The sequence below is a fragment of the Synechococcus sp. WH 8109 genome (genome assembly GCF_000161795.2).
Classification (GTDB): domain Bacteria; phylum Cyanobacteriota; class Cyanobacteriia; order PCC-6307; family Cyanobiaceae; genus Parasynechococcus.
Genome location: NZ_CP006882.1, coordinates 933,884 through 951,684 on the forward strand (window position 1 = coordinate 933,884; position 17,801 = coordinate 951,684).

A 17,801-nucleotide genomic window follows, 5' to 3' on the forward strand; every position below is an offset into this window, starting at 1 on the left:
TCTACCTTTCAGCAAAAGCCCTTTTTTGTCAAACGGCGGCTTTGGTCTTAAAAGACACCAACGAATCCAGCACCTCCCGGGCGTGACCGTTGGGTCGAACCGCTACCCAGCGTTCACGCAGGACTCCGTCCGGATCGATCAGGAAGGTGTGGCGTAGCGAGTACGGCGCCATCCACGACCCGTAGGCCTTGCTCACGGTTCCGTCGGGATCGGACAGCAGGGGGAAGCTCAATCCTTCACTCTCACAGAAGGATTCATGGTCGTCAACGCTGTCGGCGCTGATGCCGATCACTTCCGCTCCGGCCTGAAGGAAGTCGTTGTGAAGGCTTTCGAAGCCCCGGGCTTCGATCGTGCATCCGCCGGTGAAATCCCTTGGATAGAAGTAAACCGTGAGCCACCGGCCTCGAAGATCACGGCTGCTCCATTGCTTCCGATCGGGTTCGGATTGGCTGGATCCGGGCAGATTAAAATCGGGTACTACTGTTCCCGTTTCCAAAACGACACCCCCGAGAGCCGAAGCCCGCGAAGGTGTGAGCGTCAGAGCTGCAAAGAAAAGGCTGGACTTGACTAATAATTCCCGCCGATTCACCCGTTCACAATCTCAAATCTTGGCCAGGTTAATGCCCAAAGACTTGGCATAGGCGCCCAGGCCTTTCTTCTGGATGGTTTTGAGGGCGCGGGTGGTCACACGCAGCTTCACCCAGCGGTTGCCCTCCGCCCACCAGAGGCGACGCTGCTGCAGGTTGGCCTGCTGCAGCTTCTTGGTGCGGATGTGGGAATGGCTCACGGCCATGCCGTTGTTGGCGCGAGTACCGGTGAGCTGACACACCCGTGACATGACGATGTCCTTCTACTGAGAGGTTGTTTGGAGCTGAGAACCAGTTCCAAACTACCAATTTAGCAAAAGGTCTTCAGCTCAAAGTCCTCTCTGCATCAAGGCACCCATCAATTCAGCGCTGCGGGTCTGGAAACCGGCCAGCTCATTTGGCTCCAGCCCCCCGACGCCCAGGCGCGCCATGTCATACAAATGGCGGGCCACATTCTCGGCCAGGCTTGCGGTCGGCGATGTTTCCGCCGCTCCTACCAGCACGCCACCGGCACGCAACTTCAGCATCCCCTCCACAAGGGGATGGCGCCGGTTCACCAGCAGCACGTGATGCTCGGGAAGGCCTGGCAGGCGTTGTTCCATCAAGGCGCCCATGTCGTTGAGCCGGCGCATCTGTTCCGGCAGAAGAATCATGGCCGGCGGTGCCCCTTCGGCTTTCAGGGCCTGCACCTGAACGGTCACCTTGTCGTTGGCCAGGGCCGCTTTGATCAGATCACGCAGTCGGTCTGACTCGGTGCTGCCGTCCTGGTCGGTGAGTTCGGCATCGTTGTCCTTCAGGCTTTCGTCCAGTTCCGAGTCGACGCGCTGGAAGGTGAGTTCCTCATGGCGGTGCTCCAGCCAGGGGATGAACTGGGTGTCGATCACCGTCTCCAGCTTCAGTACTTCCGCGCCTTGGGAGGTCCAGAGGTTGAGCGCACCGGCCTGGGCAACGTCATCGGTGCTGTAAAGCACACGCTTGTTCTGATCCGCGTCCAGTCGGCTGCGGTATCCCTCCAGGGTGGTGAAGGCACGGGAATCGCAGGCAATCGGGTCAGCGTCGTCCCCTTCTCCTGCTGCAGCGGTAGTGGCGAACAGGATCAGTTCAGACACCTGTTCGGCGAACTTCTCATCCTCCATGGCGCCGATCTTCACGAAAGGTGCCAGGGCATCCCAGGCCTCGGCGTAAACCTTGGGATCCTCCTTTTTCAGATTCCGCAGCCGGTCGGACACTTTCTTGGCGACGAAGTTGCCGATGGAGCGAACGCGTCGATCGGTTTGCAGGGCACTGCGGCTAACGTTCAGGGGGATGTCGGGTGAATCGATCACACCCCGCAGAGGCAACAGGTAGCGCGGAACGACTTCCTTTATCGAATCGCTGACGAACACCTGGTTGCAGTACAGCTTGATTTCCCCCTTCTCCCAGTCGGCACGACCGGTCTGCTTGGGGAAGAAAAGAATGCCCTGAAGGTTGTAGGGATAGTCGGTGTTGAGGTGAACCCAGAGCAGGGGATCGCCCTGGAAGGGATAGAGGTAGTGGTAAAGGTCGATGTAGTCCTGATCACTAAGATCTCTGGCGCTTTTGCGCCAGGGGGCATCCATCTTGTTGATGGTTTCCCCTTCCAGCTGCACCGGTACTGCCATGAAGTCGCAGTAGGTGTTGATTAGGGTGCGGATCCGAGCTGGTTCGAGATATTCGAGCTCGTCCTCCATCAGATGAAGGATCACGTCCGTGCCGGGCTTGTCTTTCTCTGCGGCAGTGAGGCTGAAGTTCGGGGAACCATCACAGCTCCAGCGAACGGCCTCAGCCTCGGGCCGGGCCGAACGGGTCAGCAGCTCAACCCGCTTGGCCACCATGAAGCTGGAATAGAAGCCCAGGCCGAAGTGGCCAATGATGGCGTCGTTTTCCTGCTTGTACTTCTCCAGGAAATCCTCTGCGCTGGAGAAGGCCACCTGGTTGATGTATCGCTTCACTTCATCGGCGGTCATGCCGATGCCGTTGTCGCTGATTGTGAGCGTTCTGGCTTGGCGATCCACACTGATCCGGATGGCCCCGTCATCCCCTTCGCTGCAATCACCTGCCATCGCCGCCATGCGGCGCTTGCTGATGGCGTCGACGCCATTACTGACCAGCTCCCGCAGAAACACCTCATGGCCGGAATAAACGGCCTTCTTGATGATCGGGAAAATGTTTTCGGTGTGGATCTGAATCTGACCCTGTTCCTCCAGCACCGCCATTCCTTTGCTGCGAAAAACTAGACATTAGAGACAGGTTTCACCCGGGCTCAACGGCTGTTTCAGGGGGTTCACCGTACCTTGTTCCAGCTCAGGGCGTCTTCTGCAGGTCAGGGCGCTCTTCGGCAACGATGGCCCCTTCAACGGGACACACCTGCAGGCAGATTCCGCAATCGATGCAGGTGTCGAAATTGATCCAATAGAAGTCGGTGCCCTTTTTGTTCTTTCCTTTTCCCTGGTCGATGCAGGCCACAGGGCAGGCATCAACACAGTCAGCGATGCCCTCGCAAACGTCAGTGACGATGGAATGAGCCATGGAGGTTCTGCTGTACAGCCGGATCCTAAGGATCGACCCAATCCAGCTGCAGACCACCCTGGGCCTTCGCCTGCTGCTCAGCCTCCTGCTTGGACGCCAGGGGTTCAAGGGCCATCACGGCAGTGCGTCCCTGCTCATGCCAGCTGCGCTGACGCTCCATGGCGGATTCCAGATTCGAGGCTGTTGAAAAAGCAACGAGAACATCGGACTGATGTTGTTTGGCAGCATCCAGGTCTGAAATCAGTTCGCGGATCGGATCGATCGCGAGGCTGAACCCTGCGCCAAAGGCCCGGTCATCCGTTGCGCCGCACCGGTGCACCAGATCGTCGTAGCGGCCGCCGCGGGCAATCACCACCGGTGAACTGCGGCCATCACACACCAGCTGGAACACCAGGCCGGTGTAGAGCTCGAAATGGGGTTGGAAGGTTGGATCCAGTTGGATCGTCACCGCCTGAGCTTGAGCTGCCGAGGCGAGATGGGCGCAGAGGCGCCGCAGCTCATCGAAGACCGGCTGTTCCCCGCAGAGACTGCCGAGCTTCGTCAGCACTTGGTCGGGGGTGCCGCGGCAGTCCAGCAGGGAGAGCAGCCTGGTCTTCTCAGCGTCGGCCAGGTCGAAGCTCTCGATGGCCAACCGGTCGAAATCGATCAATGCCGTGCGGATCTGATCTCGCACCGCACCGCTGAAAGGACGGAGTACCAGATCCATCAGAGCGGTGTGCCCCAGCAACAGCCTTGGTTTCTGGCTGGCCTGCAGCTCCAGGGTCTGAACGGAGGCCAGCAGCAGGCTGAGCAGCTCCATCTCCGCTTCGCTGCCACTGACGCCGAACAGTTCAACGCCGCTCTGAAGGTTTTCCTCAATGCACTGCCCTCCCTCATCGGCGGAACGGGTGCGGAACACCGTCCCGGAGGCCCAGAGCCGCAGCGGTCTCTGGCGATCTGCAAATCGGGTGCAGGCGGCCCTGGCGATCGATGCCGTCATCTCCGGTCGCAGCCCGAGGGGGTCATCAGCCACCAGACGAACAATGTCTGAGCTGTCGATGGCACCGCCGGCCATCAGGGTGGCCAGGCGTTCCACCCGGGGTGGCGAAACCTCGTCGTAGCCCCAGAGGCGGTAGACCGACGCCAGACGTTCCGTCAGCTGTCGGTTGGTCTCCACCTGACGTGGATTCAGATCCTTTGCGCCAGCTGCAGGTTGCAGCGCCATCTCACGTCCTCTCGGCCACGCCTCAGGATCCCATGGCCGTGACCTCAGGCGCACCGAAGGCGGCTCCAGGCAATGGTTTCACCTGAGACAACCCCTCGGTGATCGCCGCATGCAGGCTGGCGCCAGCTGCAACGACCCGGCCACTGGAGAGGTCGAAGGGTCGATTGCCATAGCCGGTGACGGTTCCACCGGCCAGATCCACCAACGCCACGCCAGCCGCCAGATCCCAGGGAGACAGGCCCCGTTCCCAATAGCCGTCCAGGCGGCCAGCGGCCACAAAGGCCAGGTCCACTGCTGCAGCACCGCCCCGGCGCACTCCATGGGTGCGATGGGTGAACCAGCAGAACTCGGCGTAGTTGTTGTCGAGTCGGGTGTGCCGGTCGTAGGCGAATCCGGTCACCAGCAGGGAGTCTTCGAGCCGATCGCAGCTGCTCACCTGCAGGGGGCTGTCGTTGCAGAACGCTCCGATCCCCGATGCCCCCCAGTACATCTCCTTGAGAAAGGGCACAGCGATGGCCCCGAGGATTGGCTGCTGGCCCAGGGTGAGCCCGATTGAAGTGGCAAAGAAGGGATAGCCGTGGGCGAAGTTTGTGGTCCCATCGAGTGGGTCAACACACCACCTAAGGCCGTCCTGCTGACCAGCCGCCCCGCTTTCCTCTGCCAGCACAGCAATCTCAGGGGTCTGCTCCGCTAGAAGTTTCAAGACGATGCGTTCGGCTGCAAGGTCGGCATTGGTGACCAGGTCGCCGATACGACCTTTGCTTTCGATGGACGCCAGGCGCCCGTAATGGCGCATCAGTTCCTGGCCACCGGCATCGGCCGCTGAGCGGGCCACGCCGACAAGACGCTCCAGATCGCTTGGGGTGAGACCGCCTTCGCGGGCGGCACGGTCGCAGATCGATTCCGGCATGCTCACTCCTCCTCGAGGGGAATGCGAGTGGTGACACGCCCTTTGCCGAAGTGGCGTCCGAACTGGAGCTCGTACACCTCATCCTCATCCTGGGTTTCAGCTTCCAGGGGGCCGATGGCGCGGGCGACGCAGAGCAGGCCGTAGCCCTTGTCCCTCAGCTCCCGCGACAGACCCATGGCTTCGCGCTGGTCGAGGCTGCCCCTCTGCACGCGAACGGCGCATTCCGTGCAGCATCCGTTTCTGCAAGAGAAAGGAAGTGGGTCACCCTGCTCTTCGAAGCTGTGGAGGATGTAGTCCCCCTCAGGGACGTTGTGGGTGATGGTGCGACCCTCCTGGCGCCAGTGAATCGTGATCCTGTGGCTGGGACGCATGAAGGTCTGCTGGCAGTGCCCTGCTACATTCTCACCTGCCCCATTTAGCCGGTGGAGAGCTGGCCGAGTGGTCGAAGGCGCAGCACTGGAAATGCTGTATAGGGGCAACTCTATCGAGGGTTCGAATCCCTCGCTCTCCGCTTCTCCGGTCCTTCAGGACCGGATTTTTTTTTGCTCATTTGAGGTCTGTACGTCAAAGGTCTTGGCCGGGGTGAATGACAGCAATCAGCCGAAACGACCGGAGACGTAGTCCTGGGTGGCCTGTTGTTGGGGGGCGTTGAAGATCTTGTCGGTGTCGTTGAATTCCACGAGATAACCCACCTTTCCGGTTCCGCCTTCAACGGCCTCTGCGTTGTAGAAAGCAGTCATGTCGCTGACACGAACGGCCTGCTGCATGTTGTGCGTGACGATCACGATGGTGAAGCTCTTCTTGAGCTCATGCATCGTCTCCTCGATCTTCAACGTTGAGATGGGGTCGAGGGCTGAACAAGGCTCATCCATGAGGATGACCTCCGGCTGAATCGCGATTGTGCGGGCGATGCAGAGGCGCTGCTGCTGTCCGCCGGACAGCGAATACCCGCTCTCATTCAGCTTGTCTTTGCACTCATCCCAAACCGCCGCCTGGCGGAGGGATCGCTCAACAAGCTCATCCATGTCTCCCGTGTAGCCATTGATGCGTGCGCCGAAGGCGATGTTTTCGTAGATGCTTTTCGGGAATGGGTTGGGTTGTTGGAACACCATTCCGATCCGTCGGCGCACTTCCACGGGATCAATCCTGGGCCCGTAGAGGTCTACACCTCCAAACAGGATGCTTCCCTTCAGTGAGCAACCTTCGATCAGATCATTCATTCGATTCAATGAACGAAGCACCGTGGACTTTCCACAGCCAGATGGGCCAATGAATGCCGTCACCTTGCCGCGGGGGATCTCGCAGTAGACATTTTTGACGGCTTCGAAATTGCCGTAGCTGATCGTGACGTTATGCAGGGAAAGGGCGACGTCTGTGTTGTGGGACTCGATGGCTTGGATCTGTTGAAGAGTCGTCATTGTTTTATGTAGAAAATGGTTTATTTGCCAGCAAATCGCGCCAGCCAGCGAGAAAGAAGGTTCAGGGCCAGGATCATCACCACGAGCACAAACGATCCGGCCCACGCCAGCTCGTTGTGAAATTCGTAGGGCATGATCGCGAAGTTGTAGATCATCACCGAGAGGGTCGCGATTGGAGCGAAGATCCCTTCCGGCGTGAGCAGATCCGACCAGAACGGTGAGAACAGAGCGGTGAAGATCAAAGGAGCTGTTTCCCCTGCTGCTCGGGCGATGCCAAGCACAACCCCTGTGGCAATCGGGGTTAATGCGGCAGGGAGGGTGATTCGAACAACGGTGACAAACCGGGATGCCCCCACGCCGAGGGCACCACGCCGGAGATCGTCGGGCACCAGCTTCAGGCCTTCATCAGTGGTTTTGATCACTGTGGGAAGCATCAGCACCGCCAGCGCCATGCCTCCGGCCATGGCGCTGTATGCGTTCCCGAACAGAATTCGACTGGTGACGATCGTGCCGTAAATAAAGACGCCAGCAATGATCGATGGCACCCCAGCCAGCACATTGGTGCCGAAGCGGATGAATTGAGCGAACCATCCCGAACGGGAGTATTCAGCCAGAAAAACGCCGCCACCGACGCCCACCGGAACGGCGATCAGCGCAGCGATGGCCGTCACCACAAGCGTTCCAACGATTGCATTGGCGATGCCACCCTCTTCGAGGCCTGGCGGTGGTGGCAGTTGCGTCAGCAGAGCCAGGCTGATCTTGCTGCCCCCCTGTACGAGCACGTAACCCAGCACCAGGATCAGGGGCAGGACAGCAATCGCGGCAAATAGAGCTGCCAGAAACGAGAGAGCCCTGCTGCTGATGTTTCTGCGTTGAAGGGGTTTGTAGCTGAGGTCAGATGCTGACTCTGCTTGGTTGTGGGTGAGCGTTTGTGTCATGTCAGTACTTCAGGCTTAAACGCTTCACGATCCACTGGGCAAAAATATTCACGCACAGGGTGAGAACAATCAGTACGAATGCTGCGTACATCAGTGATGACACCTGGGAGCCATCCGCCTCACCAAATTGATTGGCCAACATCGCTGCGATGGTGTTGCCGGGAGCTAGCAGCGACACGCTGAAGTTGTTGGAATTTCCGATGATCATCGTCACCGCCATGGTTTCGCCCATCGCCCGGCCTAAGGCCAACATCACACCACCAATGATTCCGGAAATCGCTGCAGGGAGAATCACATTGATGATGGCTCCCCAGCGGGTTGTGCCTACCCCATAGGCCGCCTGGCGGAGTTGCCGTGGAACCTGATTCAGGCAATCACGGGAAATCGCCGTGATGATCGGCAGTATCATCACCACCAGGATTAACACTGCAGGAATGGTGCCAGGACCCATCGGTGGGGTGCTGAACAGGGGGATCCAATTGAACAGTTGATAGAGAAGTTCAAGCCCAGGTCTGATGAACGGTTCCATCACAAAAATGGCCCAGAGGCCAAGCACCACCGATGGAATTGCGGCGAGCAGTTCCACCATCAGGCCGATCACGTCCCTGATCCGCTTGGGGATGATGTTTTCGGTGATGAAGATGGCTGTGCCAACCCCGAGGGGCACCGCAATCATCAAGGCCAGCAGTGATGTGATCAAGGTGCCGTAGATCGCTGCCCCGGCCCCGTACTGATCGTCCACGGGATTCCAGTCTGAGGTGACCAGAAATTGCCAGCCGTAGCGGGCCATGGAATCCAGGCTTCCCTGGAAAACCACCACCAGGATTGAGAACAGAACGATCGCCACAACGGAGGCCATGGCGATGGCGAGGTTTCTGAAACTTATGTCCACCAGTCTTTCCGCTGGTGGACGGCTTCGGAGCAAGTAACGACTGTCCGCGTCGGACATGCATCCAATGGCGTGCCCTTACAACGTATGACCCGAACCGTTTGAGGTCATTAAGAACGTCTTAAGCGGGGGCTGGAGCCGGTTTGAACCTGCCGTTAGCGTGGGGATCAAGTTTTCATGGATATGGGGCGGATCGTCGGAATCGATCTGGGGACCACCAATTCGGTAGTCGCTGTGCTGGAGGCAGGTCGTCCCCACGTGATCGCCAATGCCGAGGGCGGCCGAACCACCCCATCCGTTGTCGGATACACCAAAGATCAGGAACTGCTGGTGGGGCAGCTGGCCCGCCGCCAGCTGGTGCTCAGTCCCCGAAACACCTTCTCGAACCTGAAGCGGTTCGTCGGCCGGGACTGGGACGAGCTGGAGGACAGCAGCCTGTCGGTTCCCTACACGGTGCGTGCCAACGACCAGGGGCAGGTTCGGGTGCCCTGTCCGGTGACCGAGCGGGAATACGCGCCCGAAGAACTGGTGGCCAGCATCATTCGCAAGCTTGTCGACGACGCGTCCACCTATCTGGGTGAACCGGTGGAAGCGGCCGTGGTGACCGTGCCCGCTTACTTCAACGATGCGCAGCGCCAGGCCACCCGCGACGCCGGACGCCTGGCGGGCATATCGGTGGAGCGGATTCTCAATGAGCCCACCGCAGCTGCACTGGCCTATGGCTTTGACCGCAGCGCCGTCAAACGGGTCTTGGTCTTCGACCTCGGTGGAGGAACCTTTGACGTGTCGCTGCTGCGCATCGCCAATGGAGTTTTTGACGTCAAGGCGACAAACGGCGACACGCAACTCGGCGGCAACGATTTCGATCAACGCATCGTTAACTGGCTGGCTGATGCCTTTGAGGAGGAGCACAGGGTTGATCTGCGCCGCGATCGTCAGGCCTTGCAGCGGTTGACGGAAGCGGCTGAGAAGGCGAAGCAGGAACTCTCCGGTGTGCTGAGCACCCCCATTTCGCTTCCCTTCATTGCCACCGGCAGCGATGGTCCGCTGCACATCGAAACCCGCCTGGACCGTGCCACCTTCGAAGGGCTCTGCCCCGATCTGCTGGATCGTCTGCTAAGTCCAGTCCAGGCGGCGCTACGCGATTCCGGTTTGTCGGCTGATGACATCGATGACGTCGTGCTGGTAGGCGGTGCCACGCGGATGCCGATGGTTCAGCAACTGGTGCGCACCCTCGTGCCGATCGATCCCTGCCAATCAGTGAATCCAGATGAGGTGGTGGCGATCGGTGCTGCGGTGCAGGCCGGAATCCTCACCGGTGAACTCAGGGATCTGCTGCTCAACGACGTCACCCCCCTGTCGCTGGGACTGGAGACCATCGGCGGATTGATGAAGGTGCTGATTCCCCGCAATACGCCGATACCCGTGCGTCAGTCCGATGTGTTCAGCACCTCGGAAGCCAATCAGTCGTCCGTGGAAATCCATGTCTGGCAAGGGGAGCGCCAGATGGCGACGGACAACAAATCCCTCGGACGTTTCAGGCTCTCAGGGATTCCACCTGCCCCGCGGGGGGTGCCCCAGGTTCAGGTGGCCTTCGACATCGATGCCAATGGTCTGCTGCAGGTCAGTGCCACAGACCGCACCACCGGCCGCAAGCAGTCGGTGTCGATTCAGGGCGGCTCGAACCTCAATGAGGAGGATGTGATCGCTCTGCTGGCGGAAGCGGAAGCGAGGGCTGATGAGGACAGGCGCAAACGCAATCAGATCGAGCGCCGCAACCGGGCACAGACCTTGCTTGCCCAGGCGGAACGGCGCCTGCGGGATGCCTCGCTCGAGTTGGGGCCCTATGGAGCTGAACGGCAGCAACGGGCCGTTGAAATGGCCATGCGTGACGTGCAGGACTGCCTCGCCAACGACGACCTTCAGGAGCTTGATCTCTGCGTGAGTGGTCTCGAGGAGGCGTTGTTCGGGCTGAACCGCCGGCTGTCGGCGGAACGTCAGGCCGATGGCAGCCCGCTTCAGGGGATCCGCAACACCCTGGGCTCTCTCAAGGATGAGCTGTTTGCCGATGACTGGGACGACGACCCCTGGGGTCCCCCCAGCCGTCCGGGTGACCGTGGCCGTGGTCTGAGCCGGCGTGACCCTGCACCTTGGGACGATGACATCTACCGCTGAGCCTGATTACTGGTCTCTGCTGGGGGTCGATGCCGACTGCACGGATCAGCAACTGAAACGGGCTTTTCGCCGGGAGGCGCGCCGCTGGCACCCCGATCTCAACAGCAACGATCCCTTTGCTGAAGAGCGCTTCAAGTTGGTCAATGAGGCCTATGCGGTGCTCAGCGATCCCCGCCGGCGTGAGGTCTGGCAGCGGGGGGCTGGATTCCGTGCGGATGTTGCCGATCCCTTTGCCAAGGGCTTCCCAGATTTTGAGGACTACCTCGATGTGATCTTCGGCGCCGGAACAGGTCGTTCCCCAGCTGAGGTTGAGGACGAGCCCGATTCCCCCGTTCGGGGTGATGACGCCAGCCGTGACAGCAGGGCCTATGAAACTCCGGTTTCGGCACCGCCGCCGCCGCCGCCGGTGCGTGCCGTGGAAGATCTTGAGTCGGTGGTCCATCTCACTCCGGATCAGGCCCTCCAGGGATCCGTGGTGGAACTGACGCTCGATGACGGCACAGTGATCGAGCTGAACACGCCCCCCTTTGCTGGGGATGGCTGGCGTCTGCGGCTTGAAGGCGTTGCCCCCGGCGGCCGTGATCACTTCCTGCAGCTCAGGGTCGTGACCAACGACGGCCTGCGGATTGATGGTCTGAGGGTGCTCTACAAGCTGATGCTGTTCCCACCGGATGCAGCCCTTGGCTGCGCTGTGGACGTGCCGACCCTAGATGGCCCTGTGACGCTGCAGGTTCCTCCAGGCTCATCCAGTGGACGTTTGCTGCGGCTGCGGGGGCGTGGGCTGCAGCTTGATGACGAGCGGGGTGACCAGTTGGTGGAGATAGTTGTGGTGATTCCGTCGGATCTGGGTGATGCGGAACGGGCCCTCTACCGACGTCTTCAGGAACTGGCGAGCGAATCCGAGCAGGGTGGTTGACGATGGGTGAGACTCCGGTCCGGTTGATCTGACGGTTTTTCCGATGCGCGTCCACGTCCTGCTCTTTGATGCCGGTACGGATAGCGAAGGCATCCACTCGCTTGAAATCGCCGGACGAACCGTGGTTCTGCTGTTTGAGAACATCGACGATGCCGAGCGTTATGCCGGTCTTTTGGAGGCCCAGGACTTTCCGGTTCCGACGGTGGAGGCCCTCGATCGGGAAGACGTTGATCTGTTCTGCCGTGAGGCCGGCTACGAGGCTCGGGTGATCGAGTCGGGCTTTGTGCCCAGCAATGACGAGGAGCGTCTGTTTATGGCGCCGCCCCAGATCAACCGAGATGTGAGCAACTGGAAGGACGACACAGTTTCGGACGACGGGGTGGTAGAGCAGCAGGGCGTGGAGCCGGCGCGCCAGGGACTGGAGACCGAACCGGAATCGAATCCTGAACTGGATGAGCTGCGTCGGCGCCTGGAGGGTCTGCTCTGAGCTATGGCCGTGTTCGACCCAGATCTGGAGCCCTCCATCGACCGCGGCCACCTGCTTACCGAGCAGAGCAACCAGCGCAGTTCACGCCTGGATCAGCTCGACACCCTGGCGCTGGTGGAGTTGTTTGCGGACGAGGATCGTCGCCCCCAGCAAGCCGTCGCCGCGGTCGCCCCGGCCCTGGCCCAGGCGGTTGATGCCGTTGCCGAGCGCCTCCGTGCCGGCGGCCGCCTCTTCTACCTGGGTGCTGGCACCTCCGGACGGCTGGGGGTGTTGGATGCCGCGGAATGTCCGCCCACCTTCTGCAGTGATCCCCAGCAGGTTCAGGGGGTTCTCGCCGGTGGTTCCGCCGCGTTGCTGCGCAGCTCCGAGGGGCTTGAGGACATTGAGGGCGCCGGACGTGCCGATCTGGAGGAGCGGGGCTTCTGCGACAAGGATTGCCTGGTGGGCATCGCCGCCGGCGGCACCACCCCCTACGTGCGGGGTGGGCTGTCGTTCGCCAAAAGCATCGGAGCCCTCGCCATCACCATGGCCTGTGTTCCGACGGAGCAGGCGCCTCTGCCCTGCGACATTGACATCCGCCTGCTCACGGGCCCTGAGCTGCTGACGGGATCCACCCGGATGAAGGCCGGAACTGCCACAAAACTGGCCTTGAACACCCTCTCCACCGCCGTGATGGTGAAGCTGGGCAAGGTCTACGGCAACCGCATGGTGGATGTGGCCGCCAGCAACAGCAAGCTGGTTGACCGGTCCCTGCGGATTCTGCGTGATCTTGCCGGTGTAGAGCGGGAGCGGGGGCTGACGCTTCTGGAGGAGGCCGGAGGATCGGTGAAACTCGCCCTGTTAATGACCGCTGCAGCCTTGTCGGTGGACCAGGCCAAGGCTCTTCTGCAGCAGCACAACCAACAGCTGCGGCCTGCCTTGGCCGCCTGCGGCGCTCAGCTGGCGGAGGCCTGATGGAACGGTCCCCAGTATGGGGTGGTGAACAGATCAAGTTTGGACCGGGTCTGCGCCGGGACTTGATCTTTGGGGGTGATCAGGGCATCGGAGAGGGCTGTGTGGGCCGGCGAGGCTGGAGGGTCCTGCTTGATCCGTTGCATCAATCCACTCAGGATCGGTTCGGTGGCTGAGGCATTGGCCTGAAGGTTGCCGATCACCATCTCCACCGAGACGGCGGCGTGATCCTCATGCCAGCAGTCGAAGTCGGTGACCATGCTCAGGGAGGCGTAGGCCAGTTCGGCTTCCCGGGCCAGTCGAGCTTCGGTGTGATTAGTCATCCCGATCACCGAACAGTCCCAGGAGCGGTACAGCTTGCTTTCGGCCCGGGTGGAGAAGGCGGGGCCCTCCATGCATAGATAGGTGCCACCGCGGTGCAGCCGTCGACCCTCCGGCAACCCCTGCTCGGCGGCATCGGCCAACAGGTAACTCAAATTGGGGCAGAAGGGGTCCGCAAGGCTGACGTGGGCCACGCAGCCGTTGCCGAAGAAACTGGCGGGCCGATCACGGGTTCGGTCGATGAACTGATTGGGCACGACCATGTCGCGCGGCTGCAGATGCCCCTGCAGCGACCCCACCGCTGAGAGCGAGATCAGCCAGCGCACACCCAGTGAACGCATCGCCCAGATGTTGGCCCGGTAGGGCACTTCACTGGGAAGCAGATGGTGATGGCGGCCGTGGCGGGCCAGGAAGACGGTTTCAACGCCCTCGAGCTCTCCCAGGCGCAATTGATCGGATGGTGCTCCGAAGGGTGTGTCGACCCTGCGTTCCTCCACCTGGCGCAAGCCGGGGATCGAATAGAGACCGCTGCCGCCGATCACACCGACGCGGGCTTGGGAGAGGTCGGGCATGGTCGGCGTCTCTTTACACTCCAAGTTTGCTCGCGCCACCATGACCAAGGCCTTGATGGACACTGAAGCAGGCCTGATCGAGCTCGAGCTGTTCGAAGCCGATGCCCCGGACACTGTCGCAAACTTCGTGAAGCTGGCCAAAGATGGCTTCTACGACGGTCTGGCCTTTCATCGCGTCATCCCCGGCTTCATGGCCCAGGGGGGATGCCCCAACAGCCGTGAAGGGGCCCGCGGCATGGCGGGTACCGGCGGCCCCGGTTACCGGATCGATTGCGAGATCAACCAGCAGAAGCACCAGGCCGGCACCCTGGCCATGGCCCATGCGGGTCGCAACACCGGCGGCTCGCAGTTTTATATCTGCCATGAGGCTCAGCCTCACCTTGATGGAGTGCACACCGTGTTCGGCCACACCGGCAACATGGATGTGGTGCTGAAGCTGGCCAACGGCTCCAAGATCAACCAAGTGACGATCCAGGAAGGCTGATCAGCTCCGGGTCCAATGCAGCAGTGACGGGCCGTTTTCAAGCAGTCCGTCACTGCCCAGGTTGATCAACTCATTTAGTTGATGCTCCACCCGTTCAAGGGTCTGGGGCGGGTGCAGGGCCATCCGCTCGGTTGGCACGCGCATCAAACCCACCCGCTCGGTCGCTGCCAGGGCCGCCAGACTCTTGAGCAGAGGGGCTACATCGGCGCTGTCGGGAATCAATTTCCAGACGAATTGCGGTCGATCCCACAGCGCTAACAAGCGGGATTCATGCAGGGCCTCCATGCTGAAGCCGCGGCGCTGGGCGATGGCCTCCACTTCCTGGCGAATGGTGGGCCAGCTTTCGGGGCCCACGTTCACCGCCAGGGCCAGCACCACACAGGGACTCTCGGATTCGAACAAATGCCCAAGCTTTTCCCGCTTGGCCGCCAGGTAGTCGGCATTGTGGGCGCCGGGGTCCATCACCAGAGGCACCCTCTCCTCCACCTGCAGGCCATAGCCGCCGAGGCCTGCGATCTTGCGGGGGTTGTTGGTTAGCAACCGTAGACGGTGGATGCCAAGGTCGGAGAGGATTTGTGCGCCGACCCCGTAGTTGCGCAGATCCGCCGGGAAGCCAAGCCGCTCATTGGCTTCAACGGTGTCGAGCCCGGCTTCCTGGAGGCTGTAGGCCTTCAACTTGTTGATCAGGCCGATGCCCCGACCTTCCTGGCGCAGATAAACGACAACTCCCTCGCCTTCCGCTTCTATCTGGCGTAGGGCCGCCTCTAGCTGGGGACGGCAGTCGCAGCGCAGTGAGCCGAAGGCATCGCCGGTGAGGCATTCGGAATGCATGCGCACCAGAACGGGTTCTCTCAGGGCATTGGGCTCACCCTTAATCAGGGCAACATGTTCGGAGCCATCCAGTTCGTTGCGGTAGCCCACCGCCTGAAAGCTGCCGAAGCGGCTGGGCATCTGGGCCTGGGCCATGCGGCGAACGAAGCGCTCGTTCTCCAGCCGGTAGCGAATCAGTTCAGCAATGCTGATCAGCTTCAGCCCCCAGCGATCGGCGTAGCTGCGCAGCTCCGGCAAGCGGGCCATGGAGCCATCGCTGTTCTGGATTTCACAGATCACTCCGGAGGGGCTGAGGCCCGCCAGCTGAGCCAGATCCACGGCGGCTTCGGTGTGACCGGCCCGTTTGAGCACGCCGCCGGGACGCGCGCGCAGCGGAAAGATGTGCCCAGGGCGGCGCAGTTCCGCTGGCCGAGTGGCTGGGTTTAGGGCTACCTGAATCGTGGCGGCACGGTCTTCGGCGGAGATCCCGGTGGTCACCCCATGCTCGATGCCGGCATCGATGCTCACGGTGAAGGCCGTTTCGTTGGCATCGGTGTTGCGGTCCACCATCAGCGGCAGATCCAGTTCATCCAGCCGCTGCCCCTCCATGGCCAGACAGATCAGGCCCCGTGCCTCGGTGGCCATGAAGTTGATCGCTTCCGGGGTGGCGAACTGGGCCGCGCAGATCAGATCGCCTTCGTTCTCCCGTTGTTCGTCGTCCACCACGACAACGCACTCCCCATTGCGGATCGCCGCAAGGGCGTCGCTGATGGCATCAAACGCGATGGGTTCGTTCGCGGGGTCAAGGGAACTGGAGTTCAGGAGCCTGGTCGCCGGGTAATGGCTTCATTATTGGTCTCTGTACGATCGATCGTTGGCTGGTTGGTTCAATGGCAGGCAGGACAACGTCGGCAGTTGAAGCGATGGCAACGGTGAAAGGCGGACGGGTTGCTGTGATCGGCGCCTCCGGCTACGGCGGCCTCCAGACCATCCGTCTGCTCCAGGGCCACCCCGTGCTGTCTGTGAGTTTTCTTGGCGGTGAACGCAGTGCTGGTCAACGCTGGAGCTCCGTCTGCTCCTTCCTGCCCCTGCCGGATGACCCAACGGTGGAATCAGCGGATCCTGATCGGATTGCGGCCAGTTCCGATTTCGCTGTTCTGAGCCTCCCCAACGGCCTGGCTTGTCAGTTGGCACCGCAACTGCTGGAGCGGGGTGTACGGGTGGTGGATCTCTCCGCAGACTTCCGCTACCGCTCCCTGGAGCAGTGGCTGCAGGTGTACGCCAAGGAGGCCGGCTCACTCAACCGTCAGGACGCGGAGCTCTGCAGCAGTGCCGTTTACGGCCTGCCGGAATGGAACGGCCCCGCCATCGCTGAAGCGAAGCTTGTTGCAGCTCCAGGTTGCTTCCCCACCGCCAGCCTGCTGCCCCTGCTTCCCTTCCTCAAGCAGGGTCTGATCGAGACCAGCGGCATCATCATTGATGCCAAGACGGGCACCTCCGGCGGAGGGCGCCTGCCGAAGGAGGCGATGCTGCTGGCGGAGGCCTCTGAATCCATCGCGCCCTACGGCGTTATCGGCCACCGCCACACCTCTGAAATCGAGCAGATGGCGATGGAAGTGGCTGGTCAGGAGGTGCGGCTTCAGTTCACGCCGCATCTGGTGCCGATGGTGCGTGGTCTGCTGTCCACGGTGTACGCCCGTCTGCGCGACCCCGGTCTCACTGCCGAGGATTGCACCACGGTTCTAGAGGCGATCTACCGCCACCACCCCTGCGTCCAAGTTCTGCCGGTGGGCACCTATCCCGCCACCAAGTGGGCGCGCCACACCAACCGTGGCCTGCTGTCGGTTCAGGTGGACACTCGCACCGGCCAGCTGGTGTTGATGAGTGCCATCGACAACCTGATCAAGGGGCAAGCGGGGCAGGGTTTGCAGTGCCTCAACCTGATGGCGGGCCTCGCTCCGGAGACGGGGCTGCCCCTGCAGTCGTTCTATCCCTGACGCCAGGTTGGCTTCAGCTCAGCCAGTGCTCTGGGTAGGAGCAGGTGTTCCTGCTCCTGAATCCTTTTGGCGAGCCTGGCGTGGTCATCCCCATCGAGAACGGGAACGGCGGCCTGGGCCAGGATCGGGCCGGCATCCAGTTCCTCGGTGACGATGTGCACCGTGCAGCCGGTGACCTTCACCCCGGCTTGCAGGGCCTGCCCGATGGCGTCCAGTCCACGGAAACTTGGAAGCAGTGAGGGGTGGATATTGATCAGGCGATCGGAATAGCCGCCGATCAGTACCTCAGTGACGATTCGCATCCACCCCGCCATCACCACCAGCTCCACCTGGTCGGCGCGAAACAGGCGCACCAGTTCGCCGTCCAGCTCGCGCCGATCCTTGATCAGGCGATGGTCGAGCACCGATACCGGGATGCCGAGACGCTCCGCCCGCTGCTGGGCACCACAACCTGGATTGTTCACCACCAGCCGCTGAATCCGCGCGTTGAGATTCCCCGCCTGAATGGCCTGGGCCAGGGCCTCGAAGTTGCTGCCGCTTCCAGATGCCATCACCCCCAGCTGCAGCGGGGCCTGGTCAGCTCGATTGTTGTGGC

20 protein-coding genes and 1 tRNA gene are annotated in these 17,801 nt (G+C 61.4%); 8 read left to right on the top strand and 13 right to left on the bottom strand.

All coding sequences use genetic code 11. The annotated features are described in order from the left end of the window. Positions 1-28: 28 nt before the first annotated feature. From Syncc8109_RS05120 to Syncc8109_RS05150, 7 genes are all read right to left on the bottom strand, one after another. Positions 29-589 carry a peroxiredoxin gene (locus tag Syncc8109_RS05120; RefSeq protein ID WP_025362254.1) on the bottom strand — a complete coding sequence of 187 codons (561 nt, stop codon included), beginning with the start codon at positions 587-589 and terminating at the stop codon, positions 29-31. Positions 590-601: 12 nt separating this feature from the next. Further along, on the bottom strand, positions 602-838 hold the full coding sequence (gene rpmB, locus Syncc8109_RS05125; RefSeq protein ID WP_006850205.1) for a 50S ribosomal protein L28: 237 nt from the start codon (positions 836-838) through the stop codon (positions 602-604). Positions 839-916: 78 nt separating this feature from the next. Beyond that, a complete protein-coding gene (htpG, locus tag Syncc8109_RS05130; protein WP_006850737.1) occupies positions 917-2,821 on the bottom strand; it encodes a molecular chaperone HtpG in 1,905 nt (634 codons plus the stop codon). Between the two features lie 88 nt (positions 2,822-2,909). Then, positions 2,910-3,134, bottom strand: a complete 225-nt coding sequence (locus Syncc8109_RS05135) for a ferredoxin family protein (protein ID WP_006851587.1) — start codon at positions 3,132-3,134, stop codon at positions 2,910-2,912. Between the two features lie 25 nt (positions 3,135-3,159). Then, positions 3,160-4,338 carry an ATP phosphoribosyltransferase regulatory subunit gene (locus Syncc8109_RS05140; RefSeq protein ID WP_006849725.1) on the bottom strand — a complete coding sequence of 393 codons (1,179 nt, stop codon included), beginning with the start codon at positions 4,336-4,338 and terminating at the stop codon, positions 3,160-3,162. A gap of 22 nt (positions 4,339-4,360) precedes the next feature. After that, a complete protein-coding gene (locus tag Syncc8109_RS05145) occupies positions 4,361-5,248 on the bottom strand; it encodes an inositol monophosphatase family protein (RefSeq protein ID WP_006850410.1) in 888 nt (295 codons plus the stop codon). Between the two features lie 2 nt (positions 5,249-5,250). Then, a complete protein-coding gene (locus tag Syncc8109_RS05150; RefSeq protein ID WP_006851708.1) occupies positions 5,251-5,619 on the bottom strand; it encodes a 2Fe-2S iron-sulfur cluster-binding protein in 369 nt (122 codons plus the stop codon). Between the two features lie 53 nt (positions 5,620-5,672). Here Syncc8109_RS05150 and Syncc8109_RS05155 point away from each other — a divergent pair. Beyond that, positions 5,673-5,759, top strand: a tRNA-Ser gene (locus Syncc8109_RS05155). 85 nt (positions 5,760-5,844) lie between these two features. Here Syncc8109_RS05155 and pstB read toward each other — a convergent pair. The 3 genes from pstB to pstC are packed head-to-tail and all read right to left on the bottom strand — an operon-like array spanning position 5,845 to position 8,553. After that, a complete protein-coding gene (pstB, locus tag Syncc8109_RS05160) occupies positions 5,845-6,666 on the bottom strand; it encodes a phosphate ABC transporter ATP-binding protein PstB (protein ID WP_006849844.1) in 822 nt (273 codons plus the stop codon). 20 nt (positions 6,667-6,686) lie between these two features. Further along, entirely contained in the window at positions 6,687-7,604 is a 918-nt protein-coding gene (gene pstA / locus Syncc8109_RS05165; RefSeq protein WP_006850553.1) for a phosphate ABC transporter permease PstA, read from the bottom strand. A 1-nt stretch (position 7,605) separates the two neighbouring features. Then, a complete protein-coding gene (pstC, locus tag Syncc8109_RS05170; RefSeq protein ID WP_006851297.1) occupies positions 7,606-8,553 on the bottom strand; it encodes a phosphate ABC transporter permease subunit PstC in 948 nt (315 codons plus the stop codon). Between the two features lie 123 nt (positions 8,554-8,676). Here pstC and dnaK point away from each other — a divergent pair, with 123 nt between their 5' ends. The 4 genes from dnaK to murQ are packed head-to-tail and all read left to right on the top strand — an operon-like array spanning position 8,677 to position 13,025. Next, positions 8,677-10,668 (top strand): molecular chaperone DnaK, encoded by a 1,992-nt coding sequence (dnaK, locus tag Syncc8109_RS05175; protein ID WP_025362255.1) that lies wholly within the window; start codon positions 8,677-8,679, stop codon positions 10,666-10,668. Then, positions 10,652-11,584, top strand: coding sequence for a DnaJ domain-containing protein (locus Syncc8109_RS05180; RefSeq protein WP_006849627.1), 933 nt, complete (start codon positions 10,652-10,654; stop codon positions 11,582-11,584). Before dnaK ends, Syncc8109_RS05180 begins: the two co-directional genes overlap by 17 nt. 43 nt (positions 11,585-11,627) lie before the next feature. Continuing rightward, positions 11,628-12,071 carry a DUF3110 domain-containing protein gene (locus Syncc8109_RS05185; protein ID WP_006850338.1) on the top strand — a complete coding sequence of 148 codons (444 nt, stop codon included), beginning with the start codon at positions 11,628-11,630 and terminating at the stop codon, positions 12,069-12,071. Between the two features lie 3 nt (positions 12,072-12,074). Further along, the gene (murQ, locus tag Syncc8109_RS05190) at positions 12,075-13,025 is read left to right on the top strand and encodes an N-acetylmuramic acid 6-phosphate etherase (RefSeq protein WP_025362256.1); all 951 of its coding nucleotides are present in this window, start codon (positions 12,075-12,077) and stop codon (positions 13,023-13,025) included. On the opposite strand, the gene mtnP is transcribed toward murQ, so the two are convergent. Further along, a complete protein-coding gene (gene mtnP, locus Syncc8109_RS05195; protein ID WP_369792018.1) occupies positions 13,007-13,957 on the bottom strand; it encodes an S-methyl-5'-thioadenosine phosphorylase in 951 nt (316 codons plus the stop codon). The genes murQ and mtnP overlap by 19 nt on opposite strands. On the opposite strand from mtnP, the gene Syncc8109_RS05200 reads away from it, so the two are divergent. Beyond that, positions 13,956-14,399, top strand: coding sequence for a peptidylprolyl isomerase (locus tag Syncc8109_RS05200; RefSeq protein ID WP_006849916.1), 444 nt, complete (start codon positions 13,956-13,958; stop codon positions 14,397-14,399). The two genes, mtnP and Syncc8109_RS05200, sit on opposite strands and share 2 nt — an antisense overlap. On the opposite strand, the gene ribBA is transcribed toward Syncc8109_RS05200, so the two are convergent. Beyond that, the gene (ribBA, locus tag Syncc8109_RS05205) at positions 14,400-15,995 is read right to left on the bottom strand and encodes a bifunctional 3,4-dihydroxy-2-butanone-4-phosphate synthase/GTP cyclohydrolase II (RefSeq protein ID WP_156915492.1); all 1,596 of its coding nucleotides are present in this window, start codon (positions 15,993-15,995) and stop codon (positions 14,400-14,402) included. Here ribBA and Syncc8109_RS12240 point away from each other — a divergent pair. Both Syncc8109_RS12240 and argC read left to right on the top strand, forming a co-directional pair. Then, positions 15,918-16,145, top strand: coding sequence for a hypothetical protein (locus tag Syncc8109_RS12240; RefSeq protein ID WP_156915493.1), 228 nt, complete (start codon positions 15,918-15,920; stop codon positions 16,143-16,145). The genes ribBA and Syncc8109_RS12240 overlap by 78 nt on opposite strands. Continuing rightward, a complete protein-coding gene (gene argC / locus Syncc8109_RS05210; RefSeq protein ID WP_025362257.1) occupies positions 16,133-17,206 on the top strand; it encodes an N-acetyl-gamma-glutamyl-phosphate reductase in 1,074 nt (357 codons plus the stop codon). The genes Syncc8109_RS12240 and argC overlap by 13 nt, the downstream gene beginning before the upstream one ends. Here the strand turns inward: argC and purN are convergent. Then, entirely contained in the window at positions 17,197-17,757 is a 561-nt protein-coding gene (purN, locus tag Syncc8109_RS05215) for a phosphoribosylglycinamide formyltransferase (RefSeq protein WP_025362258.1), read from the bottom strand. The genes argC and purN overlap by 10 nt on opposite strands. Positions 17,758-17,801: the final 44 nt, after the last annotated feature.